This window comes from Capnocytophaga sp. HP1101, from assembly GCF_054772415.1.
Genome location: NZ_BPUU01000010.1, coordinates 118,798 through 144,861, shown reverse-complemented (window position 1 = coordinate 144,861; position 26,064 = coordinate 118,798). Strand labels below are relative to the sequence as shown.

Annotated in this window: 21 protein-coding genes and 1 pseudogene; 16 read left to right on the top strand and 6 right to left on the bottom strand. The window is 39.0% G+C overall.

What is annotated here, in order from left to right; genetic code table 11:
* Positions 1-502: 502 nt before the first annotated feature.
* Positions 503-1,165, bottom strand: a complete 663-nt coding sequence (locus tag RCZ04_RS08360) for a TrmH family RNA methyltransferase (protein WP_460485587.1) — start codon at positions 1,163-1,165, stop codon at positions 503-505.
* Positions 1,162-1,671: a GNAT family N-acetyltransferase gene (locus RCZ04_RS08355; protein WP_460485586.1), complete on the bottom strand. Its 510-nt coding sequence runs from the start codon at positions 1,669-1,671 to the stop codon at positions 1,162-1,164. The genes RCZ04_RS08360 and RCZ04_RS08355 overlap by 4 nt, the downstream gene beginning before the upstream one ends.
* 115 nt (positions 1,672-1,786) lie before the next feature.
* Between RCZ04_RS08355 and RCZ04_RS08350 the strand changes: the two genes are divergently transcribed.
* Both RCZ04_RS08350 and RCZ04_RS08345 read left to right on the top strand, forming a co-directional pair.
* Positions 1,787-2,524, top strand: a complete 738-nt coding sequence (locus RCZ04_RS08350) for an ABC transporter ATP-binding protein (protein WP_460485585.1) — start codon at positions 1,787-1,789, stop codon at positions 2,522-2,524.
* A gap of 40 nt (positions 2,525-2,564) precedes the next feature.
* A pseudogene (locus RCZ04_RS08345) lies at positions 2,565-3,105 on the top strand (tyrosine-protein phosphatase).
* A 45-nt stretch (positions 3,106-3,150) separates the two neighbouring features.
* Here the strand turns inward: RCZ04_RS08345 and RCZ04_RS08340 are convergent.
* The 4 genes from RCZ04_RS08340 to RCZ04_RS08325 form a co-directional block, all read right to left on the bottom strand.
* Positions 3,151-4,950: an AMP-dependent synthetase/ligase gene (locus RCZ04_RS08340; protein WP_460485584.1), complete on the bottom strand. Its 1,800-nt coding sequence runs from the start codon at positions 4,948-4,950 to the stop codon at positions 3,151-3,153.
* A 146-nt stretch (positions 4,951-5,096) separates the two neighbouring features.
* Positions 5,097-5,774: a PAS domain-containing protein gene (locus RCZ04_RS08335; protein WP_460485583.1), complete on the bottom strand. Its 678-nt coding sequence runs from the start codon at positions 5,772-5,774 to the stop codon at positions 5,097-5,099.
* Between the two features lie 48 nt (positions 5,775-5,822).
* On the bottom strand, positions 5,823-6,506 hold the full coding sequence (locus tag RCZ04_RS08330; protein ID WP_460485582.1) for a PAS domain-containing protein: 684 nt from the start codon (positions 6,504-6,506) through the stop codon (positions 5,823-5,825).
* Between the two features lie 221 nt (positions 6,507-6,727).
* Entirely contained in the window at positions 6,728-9,220 is a 2,493-nt protein-coding gene (locus tag RCZ04_RS08325) for a DUF2339 domain-containing protein (protein ID WP_460485581.1), read from the bottom strand.
* A 686-nt stretch (positions 9,221-9,906) separates the two neighbouring features.
* Here RCZ04_RS08325 and RCZ04_RS08320 point away from each other — a divergent pair.
* The 14 genes from RCZ04_RS08320 to RCZ04_RS08255 all read left to right on the top strand — a co-directional run bounded on the left by RCZ04_RS08320 (position 9,907) and on the right by RCZ04_RS08255 (position 25,858).
* Entirely contained in the window at positions 9,907-10,770 is an 864-nt protein-coding gene (locus RCZ04_RS08320) for a nucleotidyltransferase family protein (protein WP_460485580.1), read from the top strand.
* 220 nt (positions 10,771-10,990) lie between these two features.
* Positions 10,991-12,034 (top strand): phosphotransferase enzyme family protein, encoded by a 1,044-nt coding sequence (locus RCZ04_RS08315; RefSeq protein ID WP_460485579.1) that lies wholly within the window; start codon positions 10,991-10,993, stop codon positions 12,032-12,034.
* 111 nt (positions 12,035-12,145) lie between these two features.
* Positions 12,146-13,303, top strand: a complete 1,158-nt coding sequence (locus RCZ04_RS08310; protein WP_460485578.1) for a galactokinase — start codon at positions 12,146-12,148, stop codon at positions 13,301-13,303.
* A gap of 12 nt (positions 13,304-13,315) precedes the next feature.
* Positions 13,316-14,380 (top strand): aldose epimerase family protein, encoded by a 1,065-nt coding sequence (locus RCZ04_RS08305; protein ID WP_460485577.1) that lies wholly within the window; start codon positions 13,316-13,318, stop codon positions 14,378-14,380.
* A 19-nt stretch (positions 14,381-14,399) separates the two neighbouring features.
* Complete coding sequence (locus RCZ04_RS08300; RefSeq protein ID WP_460485576.1) at positions 14,400-15,992, top strand: UDP-glucose--hexose-1-phosphate uridylyltransferase; 1,593 nt, start codon at positions 14,400-14,402, stop codon at positions 15,990-15,992.
* Positions 15,993-17,109: 1,117 nt separating this feature from the next.
* Positions 17,110-17,562, top strand: coding sequence for a hypothetical protein (locus RCZ04_RS08295; protein WP_460485575.1), 453 nt, complete (start codon positions 17,110-17,112; stop codon positions 17,560-17,562).
* Positions 17,563-17,593: 31 nt separating this feature from the next.
* A complete protein-coding gene (locus RCZ04_RS08290; RefSeq protein ID WP_198475645.1) occupies positions 17,594-17,950 on the top strand; it encodes a hypothetical protein in 357 nt (118 codons plus the stop codon).
* A 10-nt stretch (positions 17,951-17,960) separates the two neighbouring features.
* A complete protein-coding gene (locus tag RCZ04_RS08285; RefSeq protein ID WP_460485574.1) occupies positions 17,961-18,524 on the top strand; it encodes a hypothetical protein in 564 nt (187 codons plus the stop codon).
* Positions 18,525-18,536: 12 nt separating this feature from the next.
* Positions 18,537-19,232 carry a tetratricopeptide repeat protein gene (locus RCZ04_RS08280; protein ID WP_460485573.1) on the top strand — a complete coding sequence of 232 codons (696 nt, stop codon included), beginning with the start codon at positions 18,537-18,539 and terminating at the stop codon, positions 19,230-19,232.
* Positions 19,225-19,809 (top strand): tetratricopeptide repeat protein, encoded by a 585-nt coding sequence (locus tag RCZ04_RS08275; RefSeq protein WP_460485572.1) that lies wholly within the window; start codon positions 19,225-19,227, stop codon positions 19,807-19,809. The genes RCZ04_RS08280 and RCZ04_RS08275 overlap by 8 nt, the downstream gene beginning before the upstream one ends.
* 7 nt (positions 19,810-19,816) lie before the next feature.
* Entirely contained in the window at positions 19,817-20,434 is a 618-nt protein-coding gene (locus tag RCZ04_RS08270) for a hypothetical protein (protein WP_460485571.1), read from the top strand.
* A gap of 357 nt (positions 20,435-20,791) precedes the next feature.
* The gene (locus RCZ04_RS08265) at positions 20,792-21,313 is read left to right on the top strand and encodes a hypothetical protein (RefSeq protein ID WP_460485570.1); all 522 of its coding nucleotides are present in this window, start codon (positions 20,792-20,794) and stop codon (positions 21,311-21,313) included.
* An 823-nt stretch (positions 21,314-22,136) separates the two neighbouring features.
* Positions 22,137-24,653 carry a DUF5686 and carboxypeptidase-like regulatory domain-containing protein gene (locus RCZ04_RS08260; RefSeq protein ID WP_460485569.1) on the top strand — a complete coding sequence of 839 codons (2,517 nt, stop codon included), beginning with the start codon at positions 22,137-22,139 and terminating at the stop codon, positions 24,651-24,653.
* Between the two features lie 200 nt (positions 24,654-24,853).
* The gene (locus tag RCZ04_RS08255) at positions 24,854-25,858 is read left to right on the top strand and encodes an aldehyde dehydrogenase family protein (protein ID WP_460485568.1); all 1,005 of its coding nucleotides are present in this window, start codon (positions 24,854-24,856) and stop codon (positions 25,856-25,858) included.
* Positions 25,859-26,064 lie beyond the last annotated feature (206 nt).

The window sequence follows — 26,064 nt, the reverse complement described above, 5'->3', positions numbered from 1 at the left end:
TAGCACGACAGGCGAGCAGATAAAGTTTGAACAAACAAGTTATGGATAAAAAATACTAAAAACATCCCCCTTACCCCCCTTCAAAGGGGGAGTGTAGCGACGCAAAGACGGTGCGAGCCGCACAGGCAGATAAATAAAGACGAACAAACAATGAAGGAATGATGAAGATATGATGGAAGGAATGATGAACAAAACATCCCCCTTACCCCCCTTCAAAGGGGGAGTGTAGCGACGCAAAGGCGGTGCGAGCCGCACAGACAGATAAATAAATAACGAACAAATAATGAAGGAATGACGAAGAAATGATGAAGATATGATGAAGGAATGATGAACAAAACATCTCCCCTACCCCCCCTTCAAAGGGGGAGTGTAGCGACGCAAAGACGGTGCGAGCCGCACCAGGCAGATAAATAAAGACGAACAAACAATGAAGGAATGACGAAGAAATGATGAAGATTTCTTGTAGTTAAGGAAAATATAAGAGGTTGGTTATCAGAAGATTTTACTTTTGAGTGTTGAGTTCTTCGTAGCGTTTTAGTACATCGTTTACGTTGCGAATAGATTTTTTTGTCCAATTGATTAGGGTACTGAGGCGCTCCTCATCGGTGAGTTGCCAAGACACTTGGCTGTGGCGTAGTTTATCGGTGAGCTGTTGCAAGACAATGGCTACAGCTACTGAGATATTCAAACTTTCAGTAAATCCTACCATTGGGATTTTTAGATATGTATCGGCTTGTGAGAGTACTTGCTCGGAAAGCCCTTCTTTTTCAGTACCAAAAAAGAAAGCGCTCTTTTTACTAATATCGAAGTCGTTGAGGAAATAAGCCTCTTTGTGTGGGGTAGTCGCGACAATTTGATAACCTTTAGCGCGGAGGGTATCGATACAGCTTTGGGTGTCGTTATACCGGAAGACGTCTACCCATTTTTGAGCACCCATTGCTATTTTGGCATCAAGGCGTTTGCCAAATCGCCCCTCGATGCTGTGGGCTTGTTGTACGCCAAAGACCTCACAAGTGCGCACTACGGCACTGGTGTTGTGCATCTGGAAAACGTCTTCCATTGCGACCGTAAAGTGGTTGGTACGTGCATTAATGACCTCCAAAAAACGCTCCTTGCGTTCTTGGGTTATAAAGCGTTCTAAATAGGTGAGTAATTCTTGATTCATAGTTTTTTTTCAAATGCTTTGCGGGGTGATTCTCTAAGGGTAATTTCACCGCAGCACTGATAGCCTAATTTCTCAAAGAGGTGTAGCATAGGGGCATTGTCGTAATTGGTATCGGCACGCAAGGAGGGGATGCCTTTGTTATGTGCTACTTGTTCAGCCTGCTGGAGAATAAGTTTTGCCAATCCGCGCCCGAGATGAGCTGGCGAAAGGGCTACGCGGTGAATTACCATAAAATCGCCATCAGTGAGCCACTGCCCTTCGATGACCTCATAGGCAGGTTCGTTGTTGATGATGAGAGCACAATAGCCCAAAACCTCGTTGCCTTCGGTAAGTACATAACCGTATTGGTGGGCGATATCATTGGCGACTACGGCTTCATTGGGGTAACCGTCTTGCCACTGGTTACTGCCTTCGGTCTTACGGCGCTCAATAGCGTCAGAGAGGATTACCCAAATAGCAGGAGCATCAGCAGGTGTGGCAATTCTGAGGGTTATGTTTTCATTCATTGTTATCCAATTTCTTTTTGCTTATTTCTACCTCCTAAAAAGGGCAAATGTACAAAAAACTTTGCTAATTGCAATATTTTTGCTAACTTGCACCGCTTTTTAGCTTTTACGATTTATGAGTACAACCGCGAACGCTATTGAGGTAAAACACCTCAGTAAACAATATAAAGAAACCACGACTCTTGCCCTAAATGATGTAACATTTACGGTGAGAAAGGGAGAGATTTACGGTATTTTAGGACCTAATGGAGCAGGGAAAACTACCCTAATGTCGGTACTTTTTGGCAGTATTAAGCCTACAATGGGGAGCTTTACTATTGCAGGACTTACTTATAAAGATGCCTCTTTGAGGTATAAAATAGGGGTTGTACCTCAAGAGTATGCACTATATCCCACGCTTACCGCACGTGAGAATTTGCATTATTTTGGCAGTTTATACGGATTGAAGGGCAAACAGCTCAAAAAACTTACCGATGAAGCGCTTGAGCGCGTAGCTTTGGCTGAGGTAGCCGACAAGAAGATAGCCCATTTTTCAGGGGGAATGAAGCGCCGTATCAACTTAGTGGCGGGCATATTGCACAGCCCTGAAGTACTTTTCTTAGACGAACCTACGGTAGGAGTAGATGTGCAGTCGAAGCTTATTATCATTGATTACTTAAAGGAGTTGAATAAAGAGGGAATGTCGGTGCTGTATACCTCGCACCACTTGCAAGAGGCACAAGACTTTTGTGACCGTGTGGGGATATTAAGCGAAGGCCAATTGCTAAAAGAAGATACCCCAAAAAACCTCATTAAGGAAGTGCAGGCGATGGACTTAGAAGAGGCTTTTATACAGGTGACAAGTAAGGGGTAAGAAATCTGTTACTAATATTTTATTGAAAAACATTACTTTTATGAAGAAAAATCTATTGCTTTATTTGCTACTGTTTTGTTTTATCTCGGTGGNNCCTTATTCACGCCGATGCTAATTTGTATAAGGTGGATAGTTTGCTTTACCGAAGTGAACAATTGGTAAGTGAAGATAAAGAAGTAATCAAAAAGATACCTATTAAAACCATCATTAATTTGCGCTATTTTACTCGTTCAGGAGACAAGAAGATTTTCCACGCTTCCGAAGGTATTAAGCTCATCAATCACCCATTACTTACTTGGCGCATCAAAGCGCCCGAAATAGCAAGTGTATTAAAGCAAATTCGCAAGCATCAAAAAGAGGGTGCTGTATTGGTTCACTGTTATCACGGCGCTGATCGTACGGGGATTATGGTGGCAATGTATCGGATTATTTACAAAGACTGGAGTATAGCTGATGCTAAAAATGAGATGCTTAATGGACCTTATGGATATCACAGTGTTTGGAAGAACTTAGAAGCCTTGTTTACCGAAAGCACCATAGCTGATGTACGCAAACACTTAGGAATGAAAGCAAAAAAATGAAAAAGAAGCTATTCTAAAATATTTTAGGATAGCTTCTTTTATTTCTTACCGATACATCGCCTCTATTTCACGGCTATAATTGGTGTATATCACTTTTCTTTTGAGCTTGAGCGAAGGGGTAATCTCATTGCGTTCAATAGTAAAAGCCGAAGGTAATAGCGTAAACTTCTTTATCTGCTCATAGTCTGGTAAGTCCTTTTGAAACTTCTGCAACTGCTTAGCTATATATTCTATTACCTGACTGTGCTTTATCATCTCAGCTGTATTTTTATACTTGATGTTTAAATCTTTAAGTGCTTGTGCGAGCATCTCGTAGTTAGGAACAATGAGCGCCGAAACAAACTTCTTGCCATCGGCAATTATGGCTATTTGCTCAATGAGGTTATATTTACCTACCTTACCTTCAATTAGCTGCGGAGCGATGTATTTGCCGTTAGAGGTCTTCATCAGCTCTTTAATGCGCTCAGTGATAAATAGGTTGTTGTTACCGTCTAAATTCCCCGCATCACCCGTGCGCAAATAACCATCAGGCGTGAAGGCTTTGGCTGTTTCTTCAGGGTTCTTGTAGTAGCCCTTCATCACCATTCCTCCTTTTACCAATATCTCGTTCTCTTCACCTATACGCACCTGCACGTTAGGCATCACATTTCCTACTGACTGTGGATTGATACGGTCATCGCCCCAACAAGATATAGTAGCGGTCGTTTCGGTCATTCCATAACCTAATTTAAGGTTAATGCCTATCGACTGAAAGAAACGTCCTATACTAGGTTCGAGATTAGCACCTCCACAAGGCATAAACTTAATGCGCCCACCAAGAGCTTCTTTTAGTTTCTTATACACCAATTTATCAAAAAGATTATAAGCTTTCTGTAGTAAAAACGATGGTTTCTTGCCTTGCTCGCGCAATGCTAAGACACGTTTACCAGTAGCTACTGCTAAGCGGAAGAGCTTACGCCTTATGAACGACGACGCGTCTGCACGGTCGTGTACAGTGGCAAATATCTTTTCGTAAAAGCGTGGTACAGCACACATCAGCGTAGGGCGCACCTCTGCAAGAGCTTCGCGCACCAAGTTAGTATCATCTAAATAGTATACTGTAACAGCTTTATAAAGGCAGAAGTACGTCCACGCACGCTCAAATACGTGTGATAGTGGCAAAAATGCCAGTGACGTATCAGTGTTATCAACAGTTGATAAGCGCTCGGTATGTCCTACCATCTGGAATGCCAAATTCTCATAAGTGAGCATTACTCCCTTCGGTTCACCCGTAGTGCCTGAGGTATAAATAATGGTAAATAGGTCGTCAAGATTGCGTTCGGCAATGCGCTTTTCTAATTCAGCATCATACTGCGGACTGTTGCCTAATGCCAAAAAGTCATTCCAGTGAATAGAATACTGCTTTTCAGTAAGAGCAACTTCGTTATCACATACCACAATCATCTGTAGCGAAGGGCATTGAGAGGCTACTTCAAGAGCTTTATGGTATTGCTTTTCATCACCCACAAACAGCACTTTCACCTCGGCGTGATTCATCACATAAAGGGCTTGTTCGGCTGTGTTAGTGGTATATATCGGCACTGGTATAGCGCGTATTTGCAAACAAGCAAGGTCAGCAAGCGACCATTGTGGGGTGTTTTGTGCAAGTATCCCTACAGTTTCTTGGGGTTGTATCCCCAATGAAAGTAAGGCTTTTGATAGAAGTGTTGTGGTACTGCCTAAGGTTTCCCACGTAATACCTTTCCAATGAGAAGAAGCGTCTCTTCCCATCAAGGCTTCTTTTTGTGGGTATTGCTGTACATTATTGCGAAACAGCGATACAAAGTGATAAGCTGTTAAGTCCATTTCGTCATTGAATTAATTAGTCGGGGCAAAAGTATAAAATATTTTTTAATTAACAATCAACGTTCAATTAATAACAAATCTTATGCCACAAAAAAAGGGAACAGAGTTCCTCCCTATCCCCTTTTAACATCTCTCTAATGTTCTTATTAGTTAAACAAACGCTCAAAGAAGTTCTTACGCTTTTCATTCTTCGAGTCATCCATTTGGTAAATATCGTCAGATACTACCTCGTTCTTATTTTCAACTCCCGATACAGCCTCAGCCGTAAATTTGCTTTGACCCTCTGACATTATGCCAATCACAAAGTCTACATAATCTTTCCCTTGTTTAGCCAAATAGTTTTTAAAGAAACGACTGCTCAATTCCACCCCTCCTATTCTCTCCATTTTCAAAAGCGAATCATAGAAAGGCGCCAAATAGTCTTTTATCGCTGCTTCAGGAACCGACCTACGTCTACCAATGTAATGCGTAATATTGCCCGCCGAATCACGACGCATTTCAAAATCAGTCACTACCCAATAGTATTCTCCTGTTTTAGCTAAGTTCTTAATCACACCCACAAAGTTATTACCTGCCTTTAGGTTATCCCAAAGAAGCTTGAAGATAAGTTTAGGCATATCGGGGTGGCGTATTATGTTATGAGGTTGCCCTATGAGCTCTTCACTCGTATAGTGTGATACCTCACAAAACACATCGTTCACTTTGGTAATAGTACCAGCCACATCTGTTTCACTAATGAGCACTTGGGTCTTGTCCCACTGTACTTCACGGTCAACAGGAGTAGGTTTTGCAATAGTAGGTACAGCACTTTTAAATTCCGACATAATATTTTAAATTTTTTAGTTAATTACATAGTTGTACTCAAATAGTCTTTACACAAACAGCTTGCCAAAAAAACTCTTGCGCTTCTCATTTTGTGCCTCATTCATAGTTACAATATCATCTGAAATCACTTGAGTTGTATCCACCGATGACACCGGTATTTGTTCAAAAGGTACATTCTCTCTATTTTCATTCATTATATCTATAATAAAATCAATATAATCCTTGCCCTGTTTAGCTAAATAGTTCTTGAAAAAACGCGTGCTAAGTTCCATTCCCCCTATTTTCTCAAGCTTCAAAAGCGTGTCATAAAAAGGCGCTACATAGTTTTCTATCACCCCTTTGGGCACCGATTTACGGCGTGCAATGTAATGTGTGATATTCCCATTGGCATCTCTGCGCATTTCAAAATCGGTGATTACCCAATAATACTCCCCCGATTTAGCTAAGTTCTTAATCACCCCAATAAAGTTATTTCCTAATTTAAGGTTATCCCAAAGCAACTTAAAAATCAGCTTAGGCATATCAGGGTGACGGATAATGCTGTGGGGTTGCCCCACCATCTCAGCAGCACTATAGCCACAAACATTGCAAAACACATCGTTTACATTCGTAATACGTCCATAAATATCAGTTTCACTAATTACCACTAATGATTTGTTCCAAGCCACCTCCCTATCAATAGGGTCTGGGCGCTGTACGGTAAGCTTAATGTCTCTATAATCTCTAATCATCGCGAAATTAAATTTTGGTTATTATGGCACAAAAGTACTGCTTTTATTTTAATTATATGTGTTTTTTTACCAAAAAAATTTTCTTTTAGCAATCTCCATCAGTTATTAATTTGATTTACAAATTACTATAACATAATCACCTCCTGTAATCCCTCTCTTCCTCTTCGGAAAAATAATATACATCCAGCATTACTTCTCTCCTTTTTGAGGTCTCTATGCAACTATTTGCCCTCTCCTTCTATCTCTTTGGTATATTTATTATAGAGGAACGATGCTATAAGTAGCAATACCCCAAGTAGTACAAACACTATGGTCTTATGGAGCGTGTCCAGATGGGTAGTATCGTAAAAGAACAACTTCAGCAACGTAAAACCTACCAGTATAATACCCGATATCCGTTGGTATTTCTTCCTTCTGAAAATACCCAATATTACTAACAAAATAGCATAGCCTCCCCACAAAATAGTCAGACCTAATTTATAGTTAGCCGCCGATTCGTATATATCCGTCCAGTGCAGTAATTCACTGCTGGCAACCCACAAAATAACAAGGTGCAATAACATCTCCAATCTTTGCATCGCTCCTGTCTTGAAATCCAAAAACCTACTAAGTTTATAAATACTACTACACAACACTACCAACGATGCAATCCCTATATATCTAACATTCAAAAACCAAAGCGATAACTGTCCTCCCTCCTGCGCTTCTTCCATATAACGCTCACGCAATTCACTGAAATAGTAAAGCCCTAAGGTCATAAAGATAGTCAGCAAGAAGAAACTAAAGCCTATTTGTAGCTCCGCCAACAATTTCTTTTGCAGATATTTCACATTCAAAAAACTATAAGCCGAAATAAACAACACACTGTATATAATATGCCATACCCCTTTAAAGGTATCCAAGTCTTGATATGCCGTGTAATTCTCGTATAGCTTAGGGTCTTGATGTAAAGCCCTCATATCGCAAAACACACTTATCTCTCTATAAAAAGTGTAATACAAAATCAGTACTGAAAAAATATTGAACAAAAAGCCCAACGCTTTATTAAGCCCTCCTGTCGTCTTGCATTTATCGTTGATATAAGCCATCGCTCCCACTGCCACACTATAAAGCAAACCTGTAATAAATAGTGCGTTAGCAAAAGGCGTGATATACGCACTCTCCTCTTCCATATCAAAAATACTATAAGAACCCTTCACCCAATCTATCAGCAAACTAAAAGTAGCCAAAACCGCTACTACGTATGAAATTCGCTCATACACCGGCATTTTTTTAGTACGCCCAAAACCAAAGAGCAACGCAGCTTCAGCTATCCAGAAAATAGTAATCCACGTACCTTCAAATTGTATCGGGATTACCAAAGTAGCAAAGGAAAGTGCCAATACCAAAACTAAATATTTCAAAGCCTGAGAAGGCGTCTTTTTGAGGTGAAAATAATAACCCACCAAAAAGTGAAATATCGCATTTAGCAAAGTAAACATCCCCACATAAGTCCGATTATCAGGATAATAATCCAATATAAGCCAAACTCCCATCGCATAAAACGACAAGCTACTAAACAAGAACAAAAGCACATCTACCGCCTCCAATTCCTGTACCCTGTGTATTTTCTGCGCTATAAAAGCAACGTAGAAAGTCAGGAACGTTACCAAATTAAATACAAAATAAGGCATAAAATCGTCGTACTGGTAAGCCGATGCCCAAGTTGAGAACAACAGTAACCAAGTGAGGAATAATGCCGAAACGTACAGTGAACGCCATTGCTTATAAAACGAAAGTATCAGCACACCTATATTGATAATAGCCGTATACGCAAAAAGTATCTCTACCTGTCCCGAGTTATTGCTCAGAAGAAAAGGTACCGCATAACCTCCCACAAGCCCAATAATAGCTATCACCACTTGGTTATAGCTCAACGAAGCAAGCACAGTAAAAGCCGTAAAGAGGAACATTAGCACAAAGGCAAGTGATTGCGGGAAATAACCAAAAACAGCATAAGCAACAAAGGTGACGAAGTAAAAAATCGTCATCGCTCCACTCACCAAAATAGCACTAAAACTCTCATACTTTTTCTTGAGCATAGCCCCCGTTACAAAAAGCCCTACACCCACTAAATAACCTAAAATCAAGCGCATTGCAGGGCTTATTAAGTTGTGTTCAATCGAGTATTTCACCCCTATAAACACCCCAATAATAATAATCCCTATCCCTATCTTGCTAAACAAATTCTCACCAATAAAGCGCTCCCAGTTCGTAGGTTGCTTCGGCTCAAACGGATTCCTCACCTTCTTTTTAGGCACAAACGAATTCGCATTGGTTGTAAAAGTAATCGGAGGGGTCTCTTGTTTTGGTTGCGAAGTTTCTTGTTTCGGCGCTACAGTTTCTTGCACCGGTTCAGCAACTGCCACAATAGGCGTTTGCTCCTCTGCAACAGGCGCAGTCATTTCCTCAGCAACCGTGTTTATTACCGCTTGTTCCTGAGCAGGCGCTACCGTTTCTACAGGAGAAGTCTCTGCAACTGCCTCACGGGTAGTCTCAGGCATTGCAGTTTCAGCAGGTACTGCCGAAGTTAATCCCGAAGTAGTACGCATTTGAGCCTTCATTTCCCAAAGCGTTTGCTTTATCTGCTTCATCTCTTTGATGAAGTCGTACTGCCTATCCACAGCACCATCTACCTGAGCCATCAAGGCTTCCAAATCTTTTTCTGATACCATAACTTATAAGCAAAAGTAAGAGTTAATAAGTAATGAAAGCACAAAGGTAACAAAAAAAACTAATTTACCAAAACTACTTACATAATTCTAAAAATTTACTCCTTAAACTACGAAAGCGCATTCCCCCACTTTAACTTTCGTTTTTATATATTTTTAACACCTCCTAAGTACCTGTTTCTCAATGTGTAATACACCTTTTGTATAACAATCGTCCAAGATTCGTATAAGCTTCCTATAAGCTTTGTATAAGCTAAGTGCACCTAAAGCACATCTTCAACACCTTTCTAAAACTTTCCAAAAACACCCCAAAATCTTTCGTTCTTTATAAATCCCCTAACCTTTCAACCACCTCCTAACACCCTGAGAGTTCCTCCAAAACACTCCGAAAGCTCCTGTTTTGCCATTAATCACTTTCAACAACACATTTTGCCAAAGTTCTCAACGCCTGTCGTGCTACGACCTTTGCCAAAGTTCATTATCTGGCATTATCGGTATTATCAGTATTATCGGTATTATCAACATTTCTAAACTCTCTATGAAAGAACAAGTAACAAAAGTATTTTTAAAATTTTCGTAATTTTTTCGTTATATTTTTTTCAGATTATAAAATTATTATTATCTTTGCCGATGCAAAACAAGTATACACACTCATTAACCTTTTTATTTATTAAGAAATTATCTTTTATATGACAACATTAGTAATTTTAGCGGCAGGGTTAGGAAGCCGCTTTGGCTCAGACAAACAGTTAGAAGACATTCACAACGGCAACGCCTTATTCGATTATGCCGTTTATGATGCCCTGCAAGCCGGCTTTGATAATATAGTGCTCATTATCCGTCACGAAATCGACGACTTAGCCCGCCAGCACCTCGAAAACCGCTTTAACAATGTACCCATTACCTACGTATACCAAGACGATTTCTATCCACAAGGCATCGAACGTAAAAAACCTTGGGGCACAGGGCACGCTATGCTCTGCATCAAAGACGTGGTTAAAAACCCTTTCCTCATCATCAATGCCGATGACTATTATGGCAAAGAAGGCTTTCGCTTGATGTACGATGCCCTCAACTCCGAAAAAGAAAAAACATTCTTCTCCGGAGGATATCTGCTAAAAAACACCCTCAGCGAAAACGGTACCGTTTCTCGCGGTATTTGCGAAGTAGATAAAAACCACCACCTATTGTCTATCAACGAAGCAACCAAATTGCGCAAAATCAACGATACTACAGCTATCGACGAAGCCACTGGCGATGAGTATCCACTCAGCACCTATGTCTCTATGAACTTCTGGGGCTTTACCCACGACGTCCTTGATATCGCCGACCGTTATTTCAAAGAATTCGTAGCCGAACATAAAAACGACCCTAAAGCCGAGTTTTATATTCCTTTAGTAGTGCAACACGCCATTAAAGATTACGGATATAAGTTAGAAGTATTGCCCAACCACGACACTTGGTTTGGTATGACCTATCGTGAAGACCTCGCAATAGTACAAAAAGAAATGCAAAAACTCATCAACAAAGGCGAATATCCCGACCGTTTTTAGTTAAAAATATAATTGTCACTTTTGCATCGCTACAGTTCCCCCTTTGGAGGTAGTCTGCGAGAGCAGAATATGTGAATAGGGGGAGGTTTTCAATATATCTATCCTATAAACTTTAACAAAGTCTAATACACATAAATAACAAAAATATAAAAATGTTTAACCCGTAAGAGAAAAAAACTTCTTATTTTTCCTTTTACCTCTTACCTTTTAACTAAATAAAATGAAAGAAATAGCCAATCAATTTGATTTGAAAGGAAATCTCCTTTCTGTAGAAGCTTATGGTAACGGACATATAAACCGTACCTATTTGGTAAAAACTACCGAAACTAACTATATCCTGCAAGGGATTAATAGCAACGTGTTCAAAAATCCTGATTGCATTATTAAAAACATCGAACTGCTCTGGGAAACTGAACCTAATAACCACGTTATCCTCCCAATGATGAAAGCAAAAAAAGGAGGCTATTCAGTAACCGCCGATGATGTCGTATGGCGGGTATTCCCCTTTGCCGAAGGCTATACCTCCTACGAGTTTATCGAAGCACCTTGGCAAGCCGAAAAAGCAGCGACTGCTTTCGCTACTTTTATGAAAACCTTCGCCAATATCGATACCAATCGCTTGCAGGCTACCATTCCAAACTTCCACAATGGTCATTTGCGCTTTCAGCAGCTCGAAGAAGCTTATGCACAAGCAACACCTGCACGTAAGAAAAAAGCAGAAAAGCTCTACGAATTTGCACAAAAACACAAAGTGATTTTCGACCTTATCCAAAAAGAAGTCGATGAAAAGCGCATTCCCATTCGCGTAACGCACAACGATACCAAAATCAACAATGTGCTCATCAACAAAGAAAACCCTGATGATTTTAGAGTAATTGACCTCGATACAGTAATGCAAGGTATTTTGTTGTACGACTTCGGCGATATGGTACGCACCTCAGTAAGTCCTACTGAGGAAAACGAACCCGACGATAGCAAAATCATATTTAATACAGAGTTCTTTGAAGCACTCTGCAAAGGTTATTCAGTAATGAACCCTGTAATGACAGCTTCAGAGAAAGCACATATCGTCGACGGTGCTAAGTATATGATATTCATTATCGGTATCCGTTTCTTAGCCGATTACTTTAATAACGACGTGTATTACAAAATCTCTTATCCTGAAGAGAATTATATACGCGCTCGCAATCAGTTTGTGCTCTTCCAGCGTTTAGAAGACAAAGAAAAAGAACTCAGAGCGATTGCTAAGAAGTACTTCAAATAAACTCTTTGTATGATAACCTTAGCCAAAGTTTAAAACTTTGGCTAAGTTGAAACCAAGCTAATTTCTTATTCCTTATTTCTAAACAAAACTAATAACTAAAATTAAAACTATATGAAACACTTAGAACAAAAGTTTCAAGAAGTATTCGGCACTCCTGCCGAAAAACAATTCTTCGCACCTGGACGTGTGAACCTCATCGGTGAACATACCGACTATAATGGCGGTAATGTGTTCCCTTGCGCTATCGACAAAGGTACTTACGGATTAGTACGCAAGCGCAACGACCGTAAATTCCGTATGTACTCTGAAAACTTCGCCGATCTTGGCGTAATGGAGTTCACCCTCGACGAACTGACCAACGATAAAAAACACGACTGGGCTAACTATCCTAAAGGCGTAATTAAAATGTTCCTCGAAGCAGGTCAGAAAATCGACAGTAGTTTTGATATTCTTTTCTCTGGGAATATCCCTAACGGTGCGGGACTTTCATCTTCTGCTTCTATTGAGATGCTTACCGCTATCGTGCTCAAAGACCTCTTCCACCTCAACATCGACCCTGTGGAAATGGCACAGTTAGGCAAGAAAACTGAAAACCTTTTCATTGGAGTAAACTCTGGTATTATGGATCAATTTGCAGTGGCTATGGGCAAGAAAGACCACGCTATTCTTTTGGATTGCAATACCCTCAAATATGCCTATGTGCCTGTAGTGCTCAAAGATGAGGTAATCGTAATTGCTAATACTAACAAACGCCGTGGTCTCGCCGATTCTAAATACAACGAACGCCGCGCCGAATGTGATGAAGCATTAGCTGAATTGCAAACCAAATTACCTATCAAAGCTTTAGGCGAACTCTCTATTGAGGAATTTGAAGCTAATAAAGACCTCATCAAAAGTCACGTTCGCCAAAAAAGAGCTAAACACGCTGTGTACGAAAACCAACGTACACTCAAAGCACAAAAAGAGCTTTCCGCAGGTAACTTGGCTGAGTTTGGTAAGTTGATGAACCAATCACACATCTCATTGCGCGACGACTACGAAGTAACAGGCGTGGAACTTGATACTCTGGCAGCTCTCGCTTGGGAACAACCTGGTGTGGTAGGTTCTCGTATGACGGGCGCCGGCTTTGGCGGTTGCACCGTAAGCATCGTGAAAAAAGACAAAGTAGACGATTTCATCAAGAATGTAGGAGAAGCTTACAAAAATAAAATAGGTTACGCTGCCGATTTCTATATCGCTACTGTAAGCGATGGTGCTAAAAAACTGTAAACAAGACAAAGTATGATTAGTATCAACAAAAGCCTGTTCGGAACTTATAACGGACAGGCTGTCTATCAATATATCTTAAAGAATGCGAATGGCTTTCGCGTGTCTGTACTGAACTTAGGCGGTACTATTACCGAAATCGCTGTGAAAGATAAACACAACGTTTCGAAAAACGTGGTGTTAGGCTATACACATTTAGAAGATTACATCGGGAATGGGGCTTATAATGGAGCTACCATAGGACGCACTTCTGGTCGTATTCACAACGCGACTTTTACTATTGACGGCAAGACCTATCACCTGTTTAAAAACAATGGTGAGAACTCGTTGCACGGTGGTAAAGAAGGCTTTAGCAGTAAGATTTTTGATGTAACTGAACTGCCTAACGGATTGGAAATGCGCTATACAAGTCCTGATGGGGAAGAGGGCTATCCTGCTACAGTAGATTTCAAAGTAATTTACACCATTACTGAGGACAATAGTTTGCATATAGTTTATGAGGCTGTAGCCGATGCCAAAACCTATTTGAATATCACTAACCATAGCTACTTTAACCTATCAGGGGATATGGAAGCCAATGGTGACACTCAAGTTTTGAAAATAGACGCGGATAACATCTGTGAATTGGCTGAAGGCTTGATCCCTACTGGTAAGTATATCCGCGTAGAAGGCACTACTTTTGACCTCCGCAAAGGTAAAGTAATTGCCAAAGGTATTGCTGAAGGACACCCTCAGTTTGATATTACGCGTGCCTACGACCACCCTTTTGTGCTCAACCACAGCGGACTTAAAGGTGCTCCTCAGTTGGTATTACACTCTCCTGAAAGTGGTATTACGATGGAAGCCTATACCACCCAACGCGTAGCTGTGATTTATACGGGTAACTTTTTAGACGACGTACCTGTGTTTGACAAGGTGTGTATTCCTAAAGAAAAACCTGCTAAAAACCCTCGCTTTGTAGGAGTAGCTATCGAGATGCAGGACTTCCCCGACGGTATCAATCAGCGGAAGTTTGGGGTGAAACCTTTAGAAAAGGGAGAAGTGTACCGACAAGAAACCGTTTATAAGTTTAGGAGTTAGAAATTAGGAATTAGTAAAAATGAATATTTACACTGAAGTAGAAAAACTCATCAGTTATGCGGTACTGCACGGATTAGTAAAGGAAGATGACCGCATATTGGTAACCAATGCCGTACTCGAAAGCATTGGCTGTGATACTTATACTGAGTTTACCAAAGAAGAGGAGGCGCAAATTGCTGAGGAAGTGGCTAAAATAGTATACCCTACCGAAGTGCTTGACCGCTTGGTGCAATGGGCAGCTGAGAACGGTACACTCACCGTTGATACGCTTACTTTCCGAGACTTGCTGAACTCTAAAATTATGGGACAAGTATTGCCACGTACTTCCGTTATACGCGATGACTTTTGGCATATTTACCAAAGAAGCAAAGAAGAAGCTACTCAGCAGTTTTACGAACTCAATAAGCAAAGCAACTACATACGCACTGATAGGATTGCCAAGAATATATTGTGGGAACACCCAAGTAAGTATGGTGATTTAGAGATTACTATCAACCTTTCTAAACCAGAAAAAGACCCACGCGATATTGCAGCGCAACGTGATGTGGTAGCCACTAATTACCCTAAATGTCTGCTTTGTAAAGAGAACGAAGGTTATATGGGACGCGTAAACCACGCTGGACGGCAAAATTTGCGTACGATTAAGCTGGATTTAGCTAATGAGGAATGGTTTTTCCAATATTCGCCTTATATTTATTACAACGAACATTGTATCGTATTTTCCAGCGAACACCGCCCGATGAAGATTGACAGGGCTTGCTTTGAGCACGTATTAGGCTTTGTAGAGCAGTTTCCTCATTACTTCCTCAGCTCTAATGCCGACCTACCCATTGTGGGAGGGTCTATCCTCTCACACGACCATTTTCAAGGGGGACGACACGTCTTTCCTATGGAAAAAGCAACTGTTCGTGAACACGTAAGCTTTGAAGGATTTGAGGACGTAGAAGCGGGTATTGTGAATTGGCCAATGAGTGTATTGCGTTTGCGCGGTGATAAAGACCGCCTCATTGCTTTAGCCGATGTGATTTTGCAATCGTGGATTAACTATAGCGATGAATCCTTAGGCATTTACTCGCATACTGAGGGTGTACGCCACAACACCGTAAACCCTGTGGCGCGTTTCAAAAACGGCAAGTACGAGCTCGATTTGGCTTTGCGCAACAACCGTACGGATGCAGAGCACCCAATGGGTATCTTCCACCCTTATGAGCATTTGCACAATATCAAGAAAGAGAACATTGGGATTATTGAGGTAATGGGCTTAGCGATTTTGCCTGGTAGGTTAAAAACTGAAATGGCAAGTATTAAAACTTTACTTAGCCAAGCCCTCACGGCAGGTAACGATTTGGCTACGGTATACGCTCAGATGGACGCTGATGCTTCTTTGCAAAAGCACACCCAATGGCTACAACGCTACGTAAGCTCCTCCCCTACTTCACTTACTGTAAAAGACTTAGATACTTTTATCAACGGTATCATAGGCGACACTTTCTGTGAAGTATTAGAGAACTGCGGGGTCTTCAAACACACTCCAGAGGGTGATGAAGGGTTTAGAAGATTTGTTGCACAAGTTCAAGTAAAAGATAAAAGGTGCGAGCTGCAAGGGCGATAAGAAAATAATAGCAAAGGGACGTTTAATAAACGTCCCTTTTTTATACTAATAATGCCAAAAATGCCGAATAACTTCAAAGTTTAAAAGTTTAGCAATGTGTATAGTGCAAAAGTGACGCATTGGAGTTTTCGGAGAATCTGGGAGAGGCTTGGACGGGTTGGACAAGGCAGACGAGTTGGACAGGTGGGAGGTGGGGAGGATTTTTCGGAAGAAAACGAAGGAATTCAGAAGAGAGTTTTTAGGTAAAAGATAAAAGGTAAAGGGTAAAATGGGTATGGTTAGCTTATAGAAAGCTTATACGAACCTTATACGAATCTTGGACGATTGATATACAAAGGGTATGTAAAGAATTGATTAATAACATAATACAATAATGCCAATAACACTAAAAACAGGGTTTCGAGACGAAAGAAAGAGAAAAGGTCGTAGCACGACAGGCAATTAAATTAGCGGATTTGGAAATTAGCTAATGAGAATATTAGAGAGGCTGTCTTGAAGAGGCTCTGAGTATCTTTAGTAACTCTGAGGACTAATTGCTAACAACCGTGAATAATTTAGACATTAGTTGTCTGTGGCTAATTGTGCTTTACCTTTTGTCTTTTAACTGATAATAAACAACTTATCTATTAAACAATAAAAATAAATGCTAAAATATTTGCGTAGTATAAAAAATAGTCGTAATTATGCACCGAAAATAAAGACATATTAAAAGCGTTAGCTTTTGTTCTGTTGTCAGAAATCTGGTACATTTCAAAAAGTAATACAGTAACAAAAAGTTGATGCCTACGTTATAGCGTGGGTTACACTTTCTGTATTACAAAGTTTACCAGAACTCCTGACAACAGATAGTAAGTAATTCACGCTTTCTGTTTTTATGAAAAAAGCGTTAGCTTTATTCTGTTGTTGGGAATCTGGTACATTTCTACAATTTAAGTAATACAGAATAAGTTAGCTTATGGAGCAAAGGAAGCGCAATTGTGTCTTCCTTTGCCGTATGCAACTTCTCTTCTAAGAATAAAGATAACACTCCAGATTTATAACAAAAAATAAAAATAACAATAATAGGCGGAAATCGAAAAGCCTTGATAGAGTAGGTATAATTTAATTTTTTTAACCAATGAAAAAAATAGTATTGTATGCATTATTAGCTATTGTATTAGTTTCTTGTGGCAGTGCAAGACAATTTGTTAAGTTTACAGACAAAGAGCCTTTATCAGAAGACAAAGGACGCGTGTATGTAATGTTAAGAGGTAACCACGAATTATCTATTTTCTGTGATGATGAACTCACGGGACGGATAGATAAAAATGGTTACTTAGCTTTTGATCTTCCCATAGGATTACATAAACTAGGAGCCACCCCACACGCACACGCAGGAATAACATTAGGTGCTGCTGAAGGTGAAGATATTTTCAAAATAAATATCAAAGGAGGTAGAACCTATTACTTAGAGTTAGTTTTCAGAGGAAATGTTAGGAATGTAAGATATGCTTTTAGACTCTTAGATGAGGAAGCAGGAAAAACAACTCTAAGACATTCTGCTAAACCTCAGCTGAACTACATAGATTAAAGAAAATAAAAACTATAAAATTAAAAGAACAATGAAAAAAATATTAGTAATTCTGTTTTTTGTATTCACTACAACAGCATTTTCTCAAACAGTTGTAGATGGACTAAAAGTATATGAGGGAAATATTAGCAATATGGAGGTGTTCTTTCCTAATCTTAAAAAATCAGAAATAAAAAACACCTTTGGTATTACAGACTGGGTTTACTTGTCGAATAATAATGTTTATTCGGTTGCCCGCTTTTATTTTCCAGAGTATGGAGAATATATGTATTTTCTAATAGAAAACTACACTGAGCCTTATAGCGATGTGTATAAAATCTCAAACACTACCGAATATAATAGACTGCTAAGTACTATGAAAAGGTATGGTTTCAATGCAACAAAGTAAATTTAAGGATATGAAAAAGATATTGATTTTACTTTGTTTAATTCTCTCAAACATAGCTGTAGCACAATCGGTAAGAGATTTAGATACAAAGAATGGTTTTAGACATTTCAAGTTAGGAAGCACTCCCGTTCAAAATAAAGATATTAAGAAACAAACACGGCAGATTGATAAAAATCCTAATATCTCTGAATACGTTTACATAGGGAATGGCATAAAAACTGTTTTTAATGTACCTGTTTCAGAAGTACGACTAACATTTTTTAAAAATAAATTGTGTAGCATTCAGGTAGATCTTGGAGACATCGGCGAAGACAATGAGTTTACAGTAGCTCAGTTTCAAAACGTTCTATCTATTTTAGAAAAAGCTTACGGAAAGCAATGGTACGAACCTTCTAATAGCAGTGGTGTAATAATGAACGGAGCTATTTGGGATGGTACTAAAGTCCGTTTAGAGCTGTTTAGAGTAAATTTCTCCAAAGACTACAACAATCCTTCAGACTATGACCACAACAGCGGTTACATTCAAGTTTTTGACAAAGAAATGAACCGACAAAGAGCATTAAGTGAATTTTAAAATAGTACAAATATGAGAAGAATAGTTTATTTTTTAAGCTTCTTATTTGTTTATATTGGGTATGGGCAGGTGAGCGACAATCTTAGAAAGTCAGCAGAACAAGGAGATGCAAGATCTCAATTTCTTTTAGGATTTGATTATGGTAGAAATGGTGATTTTAAAAATGCTTTCTACTGGTTTTCTAAATCAGCAAATCAACAAGATGCCGATGCTCAATTTTTCTTAGCTCGTGCTTATGAGAATGGAGAGGGTACCGAAAAATCAAAAGAAAAAGCTGAAATTTGGTTTAAGAAATCAGCTGAGTTAGGAAATGCTGATGCTCAATTCCGTTTAGGCGGCCTATATTTTGAAAAAGAAGAATATGCTAAAGCTACATATTGGATTGAAAAATCAGCTGAGCAAGGTAATTTAGCTGCTCAATACTTCTTAGGAGAATTTTACTATTCTGGAAAAGGCATTGAACAAAATTATGCAAAAGCTGCTTTTTGGTGGTTTAAAGCAGCGAACCAAGAAGTAGACATAGATAACGAGTCTCAGAGGAATGCATTAGCTAGAAGTCAGTATAGATTAGCAGGTCTCTATATACAAGGGAAAGGGGTTGAAAGTTCAGAAGAAAAAGGAAAATATTGGCTTCGTAAATCTTGTAAAAATTTTTATGATGAGGCTTGTGAAATATTGAATAAATTAAAAAAAATAGATAATGAATAATCTGAAAAACAAAACTATTGTAGTACTTCTAAGTTTGTTGTGTATATCAATAGGATACTCACAACAAAGAGAAGCTAAAGATTTTATAGAAGATGCTAAAGAAGGAGTTCCTGAAGCTCAGTTTAATTTAGCTCTGTGTTATGCAAGAGGGAATGGGATAGAGCAATCTTATTCAAAAGCCGCTTATTGGTATGAAAAAGCTGCTAACCAAAACATAGTAGAAGCTCAATTTAATTTAGCAAATTATTATGAGAATGGGAAAGGAGTTGAACAGTCCTACTCTAAGGCTGTTTATTGGTATGAAAGAGCTGCAATGAAAGGAAATGATAGAGCTCAATTTAACTTAGCTCTTAGTTATTATGAGGGAAAAGGAGTAGAACAATCTTACTCGCAAGCAGCTTATTGGTTACAGAAAGCTGCAAATCAAAATCACCCTGAAGCACAATGTAACTTAGCTATTCTTTATTATACAGGAAAAGGAGTTACTAAAAATAAATCCTTAGCTATTTATTGGGCACAAGAAAGTTGCAAAAACTTCAATGATAAAGGTTGTTCATTTCTGAATAATATAAAGTAAGTATTTTATGGCAGTTAAAAATTTTTCAGGTAAAACCTTTGTTGCTTTTGTAGATATTTCAGGCTTTAAAGTAATGATGAGTGAAGATAAAATCCGAGCTGCTGAGGCATTGGACAAATTCTACCAAATAGGATATGATATATTGCAAAGTTATCATAAGGTAAGTGGTATCTTTATTTCTGATTGTGGAGTGTTATTCGTTTCACAGACTACCTCAATAAACGAACAATTGAACACAATATTAGAAGTTGTTAAGACTATTAACCAAAGAATGTTATATGAAAACTTTATGCTAACAACTAACATTGCCTATGGTGATTTCTCTTACCAAGATAGAGTAGAATTTAATGGAATTTCAAAAAACTTATTATTTGGAAATGCCTATTTAGATGCTTATTCAGATAACACTTCCAAACCTAAAATGGAACCTGGAATGTGTAGAATCTTAAGTAAAAACATAGAAGACACAAGTTTCTTAGACAGTAATCAGTTCCTAATGAGAAAGAAACAACATTACTATTTTTATTGGAATGTAAATATTCCAGAGCAAATTGCAAACTTTGAACAAGATTATAAAAATGCTAAGTATGATGGTATTTTGCAATCACTAAAAAAATATCATTAAAATTCAAACGGAAAAGCAGAAATACTTACAGAACCGAACTATTGAGTACTATTAATTCTGTACTTATATTAGTGCTGAGAACAGCTTGATTTTTGGCAGCAAATGACTTAGAAACAGGTGAGAACAAACATTTAAATATTAACAATTTGATCTTTAAAAACAAAATATACCATTCCTTTTTCTCAGGAATTATGGGGGTATTTTACTCTATTAGACCAATTAGGATGTATTTTGCAATGTATCAAAGAAATATAGTGGTATTCCTAAAAAGAACAAGAAGCTTTACTTGGTCTTAGAAATTGCTTGGCTCATAACTATGGATTAGCTAACAAGATTTACAATCAAATATTAAACCCTATGAAAAACCTCCTTCTTATCATTACCCTATTCACCTCCTTATCTCTCTTTTCACAGGTGAGAAAAGAAGTAGAAAATGGTATTTGGGTAACCTTCCCTAAAAATCCACAGTACAGTGTGGCACAGGGGGCACGACAATATATCGCACAAACAGATAATGCAGTGTGTATGGTGCAGAGTATAGACCTACCACAACGCTCTCAGTACTTAGTAGCTGAAAGAAACTTTTCAGAAACTCAAAAAAAAGAGGTAGCAGATAGTTTTCTCAACAACTATACTCAAGGGGTGATGGCTTCCTCAGGCAATACTGCACAGATAAGCTCTATCAAAAAAGGAGCTCACTATGGTAGAAAAATAAACTACTCCGCTGTCAATCCTGCTACGGGTGAGGTTACCCAACGCAGTAGTGTAGTGCTTTTTGTCCGTGCTAAAGTAGTTTCAGCAGAGTGTATTACAATGAACAACAGCTCCAAAGCTACTACCGAGATGAATAGCTTTTTAAACTCTATTACGGTTAAGTAACTACTTATAAACATTTAAATACTTTGCCAAAGGAAGTAGCATATGCTACTTCCTTTGGTATTTTCTATTATAGGTAGGGATAAGTTTTTAGCATTAGAAAATTTGAAGATTAGAAAATTAGTAAATTAGGAAGTGGTGGAAATTAGTTGGAGAAACTCGGAGAATCTCGGAGAGACTCAGGTGGTTCGGACAAGTGGGTTAAGCTGAGAAAGGGAATAGGGGGAATAGGGGGATTCGGAAGAAAACGGAATTTTTCAGAAGGGAGCTGAGAGGGGTTTTGGTGAAAAAAGATTATAAGGAGGGTATGGGTAGCTTATAGAGAGCTTATAGGAAGCTTATACGAATCTTGGACGATTGGTATAGAAAGGGTATATAAGTAGTTGAATCATAATGTGATATAACAATACAAAAAATGACGAAAACGGGGTTTCGAGGCGAAAGAAAAAGGAATAGGCAATAGGCCTTAGGCCATAGGCACTAGGGGGGAGTATGACGAAAAAGGGGGAATGTGGCGACGGGGAAGCGAAAGAAACCTTCCTCCTATCACATACTCCGCTCTCGCGGACTTCCATTCAAAGGGGGAATGTGATGACAAAAAAGGGAAGTAATGACGAGGGACGAATGGCGAATAAAGAGGGACGGGGGTGACGAATGACAAAGGAACAATAGACGAAAAATGAGGGTTTTATTTTCGTGAAAAGCAGGTCTACAAAAAATAAGAGTTTATAATAATATACAGTAGATTTGGTTTTAGAAAAGTAACATTCTGTATATTATTTTTATTATTTTTTATATCTTTGCATTTTAAAAGTGATTTTATACGATGAAAAAACGCTTCTTACTGCTCCTTTTATTCGGTTTAATGCTCTGTCTTACAAAAGTATGGGGGCAGACACACGTGTCGGGTAAAGTGATTGATGAAAACGGTAACCCCGTGGCTTATGCCAATGTGATTTTTGCAAAAACTACCATTGGAGCTTATACCGACGACCAAGGGCGGTTTTCTCTGTATTCGGAGAAAAGGCAAAAGGAATTAGAAGTCTCACTTATAGGATACAACACTAGGAAAATACATTTAGACAAAGATAACACCAAAGATTTGGTAGTGGTATTGGTGGAAGGGGAATTGCTCGAAGAGGTAACAGTTGTAGCGAAACCTACTAAGGCACTGTCTAAAAAAGAGAACCCTGCCTATACCGTATTGCAAGGTATTTGGAAGAATAAAAAGAAGCGTGGACTACAAAACGCCACGGCTTATCAGTTTAAAAAACATAGTACAACGGAATTGGGGGTGAACAACCTCGATACCATCTTCTTAAAAAAGGCTTTAGGAAAGGAATATGACACTATCAGGCGTATTCTTTCTGAGAAGAAATACAAAGAGACCTTCTCTCTGCCAATGTATCTCACTGAAAAGATAGAAACGGTTTACGGCAACAATCAGTTGGGGAAAAAGCGAGTAGACATAGAAGCTGAACGTGCTCAAGGGATTGTACAACAAGGATTTGGATTGGAACGTGTAAGTCAGTCGTTTGATGATTTTGATATTTACGACAATACTTATATGATACTGAACAAGCCCTTTGTGAGTCCGCTAGCAGAGTTTGGTTATGGCGTATATCTGTACGTGCTGAGCGATACAATTCAGAGAGACGACCGCTCGTTCTATCGCATCAACTTTTTTCCTCGTGATGACCAAGATTTAGCATTAGAGGGAAAGTTTGAAGTAGACACTAAGACTTATATAGTGAGTTCGATACAGATGCATACTACGGCTAAAACGAATATCAACTTAGTACGTGGACTTTCTTTTGAAAAATACTTTACCATTGCTAACGACAGTATTTACCTTCCTGAACACGAGATACAAGAAGGGGACTTTACGCTCCTGACGAAGAAAGACGAAGAAAAGGGATTGTATGTAAAGAACTACATCACTTTTTCGGATATTGTTCTCAACAAGCCTAAACCTGCTAATTTTTATGACGAGCAGGTGGTAAAGGTAGCGAAAAATCAGTTTTACAAAGACGATAGTTATTGGGACGCAAATACCTTAGGAGGGGCTGACCTCACTAAAACGAAAGTTTTAATTCGGGAAGTGGGGAGCAATAAACGTATCAAGATGATAGGTGATGTAACTGATATTGTGACGTCGGGCTATATTCCTATTGGCAATTATATGCAGTTTGGCAGGTTTTGGCAAACTTTCTCGAGCAATAATGTAGAGGGTTTACGGCTAAGAGCTGGCTTTCGTTCGTTCTTCTCTACCGATGACCGCTTCCGCACCTATGTATACGGAGCTTATGGGGTGAGAGACAAAGAGTTTAAATACGGTATCAGTGGTAAATACCTTATCTCTCACAGTCCGCGTATTACCTTTGGTGCAGGCTATCAGAACGACAATTTGCAGTTGGGTACCTTTGTGATGCACGACGATACCAAATTAGATTTTGAAAACACTACCAACTTTATCATTGCACGTGGTGAGAACTATTATCTTACTCGCAACAGAAAAGTACAAGGTGTTATTAACTATGATATTGTGCCTAACTTGCAGTTTTCGGTATTTGGTACTTACCAAAAACTCACTTCGGCAAGCGAAGATAACTTCCTTATTGCCTACCGAAACCCCAAGACAGGCGAGGAAATTCACGAATACGACAACTTTTATACAGGAGCACAATTTACCTTTACCCCCAACAGAAAGGTATTTGGCTACGGGGTGGAACAGCGTTATGGCAAAAAGCTTTTCCCGATGTATACTCTTAAATACTCCAAAGGCGTAGACGGTGTATTAAACAGTAAGTTTGATTACGACAAAGTGCAAACGGTGCTTTACAAACCTATTCCGCTTTTCGGGTACGGTATTTTCCACGCTACCGTGGAAGCAGGGAAGGTATTCGGTACAGCACCTCTGATAGCACTAACCCCTACTCCTGCAAATCAATCGTATTCATCAGCTCCTAACACTTTTGCGCTTTTAGATTACTACGATTTCATTACCGACACCTATATCAATGGATATTTTGAGCATCATTTTGATGGATTCTTGTTCAACCGCATTCCTTTCTTGCAAAAAACGCGCTTTAAGAGTTTAATATTTGGACGATTTGCTTACGGAACACTTTCTGACAAGAACAAACAAGCTAATATTACCAATATTATATTCAATTCACCTGAAAAACTGTATTGGGAATACGGATTTGGGATTGAGAACATAGGGTTAGGAAACTTTCGCTTTATACGAGTAGATTTTGTATGGCGCAACGATTTCAATGATGTGAATGGGGTGCGGAATCCTAAGTTTGGTGTACGGATTGGGATAGTACCATCGTTTTAGGTAAAAGGTAAAAGATAAAAGGTAAAAGATAAAGCCAGTGAGAGCTCACAGTTAGGTATGTGAGTAAAAGGTAAAATAAGTATTGCAAACTTTGGTAAAGGTCGTAACACGACAAGCAATTAGAAACTTTGGTGAAGGTCGTAGCACGACAAGCAATTAGAAACTTTGGTGAAGTTGGGTTCTAAAATAGATACTATTTAATGCAACAAAAAAACATAAACAATTTAGTTCAGTTAGGCGAATTACTTTCTGAAACTGAATCATTCAGCGATATATTTGAAAAAGCAGAACAGCAGAACAGTTGGTTTACGCGTGCTAATGTAGCATTTGCTTTTAAATCGTGGAGTGAAGCCTTGAGTGAAAACAAGGTGCGCAAGTGGCTGTCGGCTTATGAAATACCAAAGGCTACAACTCCTAAAAAAGTGCTCATCGTAATGGCTGGTAACTTGCCTTTGGTAGGCTTTCACGACTTGTTGTGCGTATTGGTAGCAGGGCACAAAGCTATTGTGAAACTATCGAGTGATGACCGCGTGCTATTGCCTTATTTAATGGAACAACTCAAAGCCTTTGCGCCTGAATGGACAGCCTCGGTAGTGTTTACTGATGATAAAGTAACCGATTACGATGCCGTAATAGCGACGGGTAGTGACAATACTGCGCGCTATTTTGAGTATTATTTTGGCAAGAAACCTCATATCATTAGAAAAAACCGGCATTCGGTAGCGGTGCTTACAGGTGGAGAAACCACTGAACAACTGCAAGATTTAGGGAAAGATATCTTTTTGTATTACGGGTTAGGTTGCCGAAGTGTTTCGAAACTATTTGTACCAGAAGGTTACAATTTTGACTTATTATTTCAGGCTATTTACCCCTATAAGGACATAATTGAAGAACAGAAATACGCCAATAATTACGATTATAACAAAGCGGTTTACCTAATGAGCTTATATAAGCTATTGGAAAACGGATTCTTGTTACTAAAAGAAGACGAGCGTTACGGTTCACCTATTGCCACTCTTTTTTATGAATATTACACCGATAAAGAAGCCTTAAAGGGGAAATTGGCTACTGACAGAAAAGAGATACAATGTGTGGTAGCTGATAATTTTACGGAGGACGAAGTAGCTTTTGGACAAACGCAAACTCCACAACTATGGGATTACGCCGATGGGGTGGATACGCTTGGGTTCTTACTAAGGTTGTAGCAACTGAATAAAAAGTATTGTTCACGGAGAGAAAACGCAGATTAACAAACTACTAACTATAAGACAGTTAAGAAATAATTTTATCTTTTTGATAAAAAAATGTTCAAAAAATATTGCAGGTATAAAAAAAAGTAGTACTTTTGCCACCGCATTAAAGGGGAGTAACACTTTAATAAGAGATAATGGTCCGTTCGTCTAGGGGTTAG

Bases quoted from the DNA above. Each gene is read 5' to 3' on its own strand.
- RCZ04_RS08295 (WP_460485575.1), top strand. From the start codon at position 17,110: ATGAAAAAAATAGTATTGTATGCATTATTAGCTATTGTATTAGTTTCT.
- RCZ04_RS08350 (WP_460485585.1), top strand. From the start codon at position 1,787: ATGAGTACAACCGCGAACGCTATTGAGGTAAAACACCTCAGTAAACAA.
- RCZ04_RS08310 (WP_460485578.1), top strand. From the start codon at position 12,146: ATGAAACACTTAGAACAAAAGTTTCAAGAAGTATTCGGCACTCCTGCC.
- RCZ04_RS08275 (WP_460485572.1), top strand. From the start codon at position 19,225: ATGAATAATCTGAAAAACAAAACTATTGTAGTACTTCTAAGTTTGTTG.
- RCZ04_RS08300 (WP_460485576.1), top strand. From the start codon at position 14,400: ATGAATATTTACACTGAAGTAGAAAAACTCATCAGTTATGCGGTACTG.
- RCZ04_RS08285 (WP_460485574.1), top strand. From the start codon at position 17,961: ATGAAAAAGATATTGATTTTACTTTGTTTAATTCTCTCAAACATAGCT.
- RCZ04_RS08325 (WP_460485581.1), bottom strand. From the start codon at position 9,220: ATGGTATCAGAAAAAGATTTGGAAGCCTTGATGGCTCAGGTAGATGGT.
- RCZ04_RS08255 (WP_460485568.1), top strand. From the start codon at position 24,854: ATGCAACAAAAAAACATAAACAATTTAGTTCAGTTAGGCGAATTACTT.
- RCZ04_RS08265 (WP_460485570.1), top strand. From the start codon at position 20,792: ATGAAAAACCTCCTTCTTATCATTACCCTATTCACCTCCTTATCTCTC.
- RCZ04_RS08355 (WP_460485586.1), bottom strand. From the start codon at position 1,671: ATGAATGAAAACATAACCCTCAGAATTGCCACACCTGCTGATGCTCCT.
- RCZ04_RS08320 (WP_460485580.1), top strand. From the start codon at position 9,907: ATGACAACATTAGTAATTTTAGCGGCAGGGTTAGGAAGCCGCTTTGGC.
- RCZ04_RS08340 (WP_460485584.1), bottom strand. From the start codon at position 4,950: ATGGACTTAACAGCTTATCACTTTGTATCGCTGTTTCGCAATAATGTA.
- RCZ04_RS08260 (WP_460485569.1), top strand. From the start codon at position 22,137: ATGAAAAAACGCTTCTTACTGCTCCTTTTATTCGGTTTAATGCTCTGT.
- RCZ04_RS08270 (WP_460485571.1), top strand. From the start codon at position 19,817: ATGGCAGTTAAAAATTTTTCAGGTAAAACCTTTGTTGCTTTTGTAGAT.
- RCZ04_RS08360 (WP_460485587.1), bottom strand. From the start codon at position 1,165: ATGAATCAAGAATTACTCACCTATTTAGAACGCTTTATAACCCAAGAA.
- RCZ04_RS08330 (WP_460485582.1), bottom strand. From the start codon at position 6,506: ATGATTAGAGATTATAGAGACATTAAGCTTACCGTACAGCGCCCAGAC.
- RCZ04_RS08335 (WP_460485583.1), bottom strand. From the start codon at position 5,774: ATGTCGGAATTTAAAAGTGCTGTACCTACTATTGCAAAACCTACTCCT.
- RCZ04_RS08315 (WP_460485579.1), top strand. From the start codon at position 10,991: ATGAAAGAAATAGCCAATCAATTTGATTTGAAAGGAAATCTCCTTTCT.
- RCZ04_RS08305 (WP_460485577.1), top strand. From the start codon at position 13,316: ATGATTAGTATCAACAAAAGCCTGTTCGGAACTTATAACGGACAGGCT.
- RCZ04_RS08280 (WP_460485573.1), top strand. From the start codon at position 18,537: ATGAGAAGAATAGTTTATTTTTTAAGCTTCTTATTTGTTTATATTGGG.
- RCZ04_RS08290 (WP_198475645.1), top strand. From the start codon at position 17,594: ATGAAAAAAATATTAGTAATTCTGTTTTTTGTATTCACTACAACAGCA.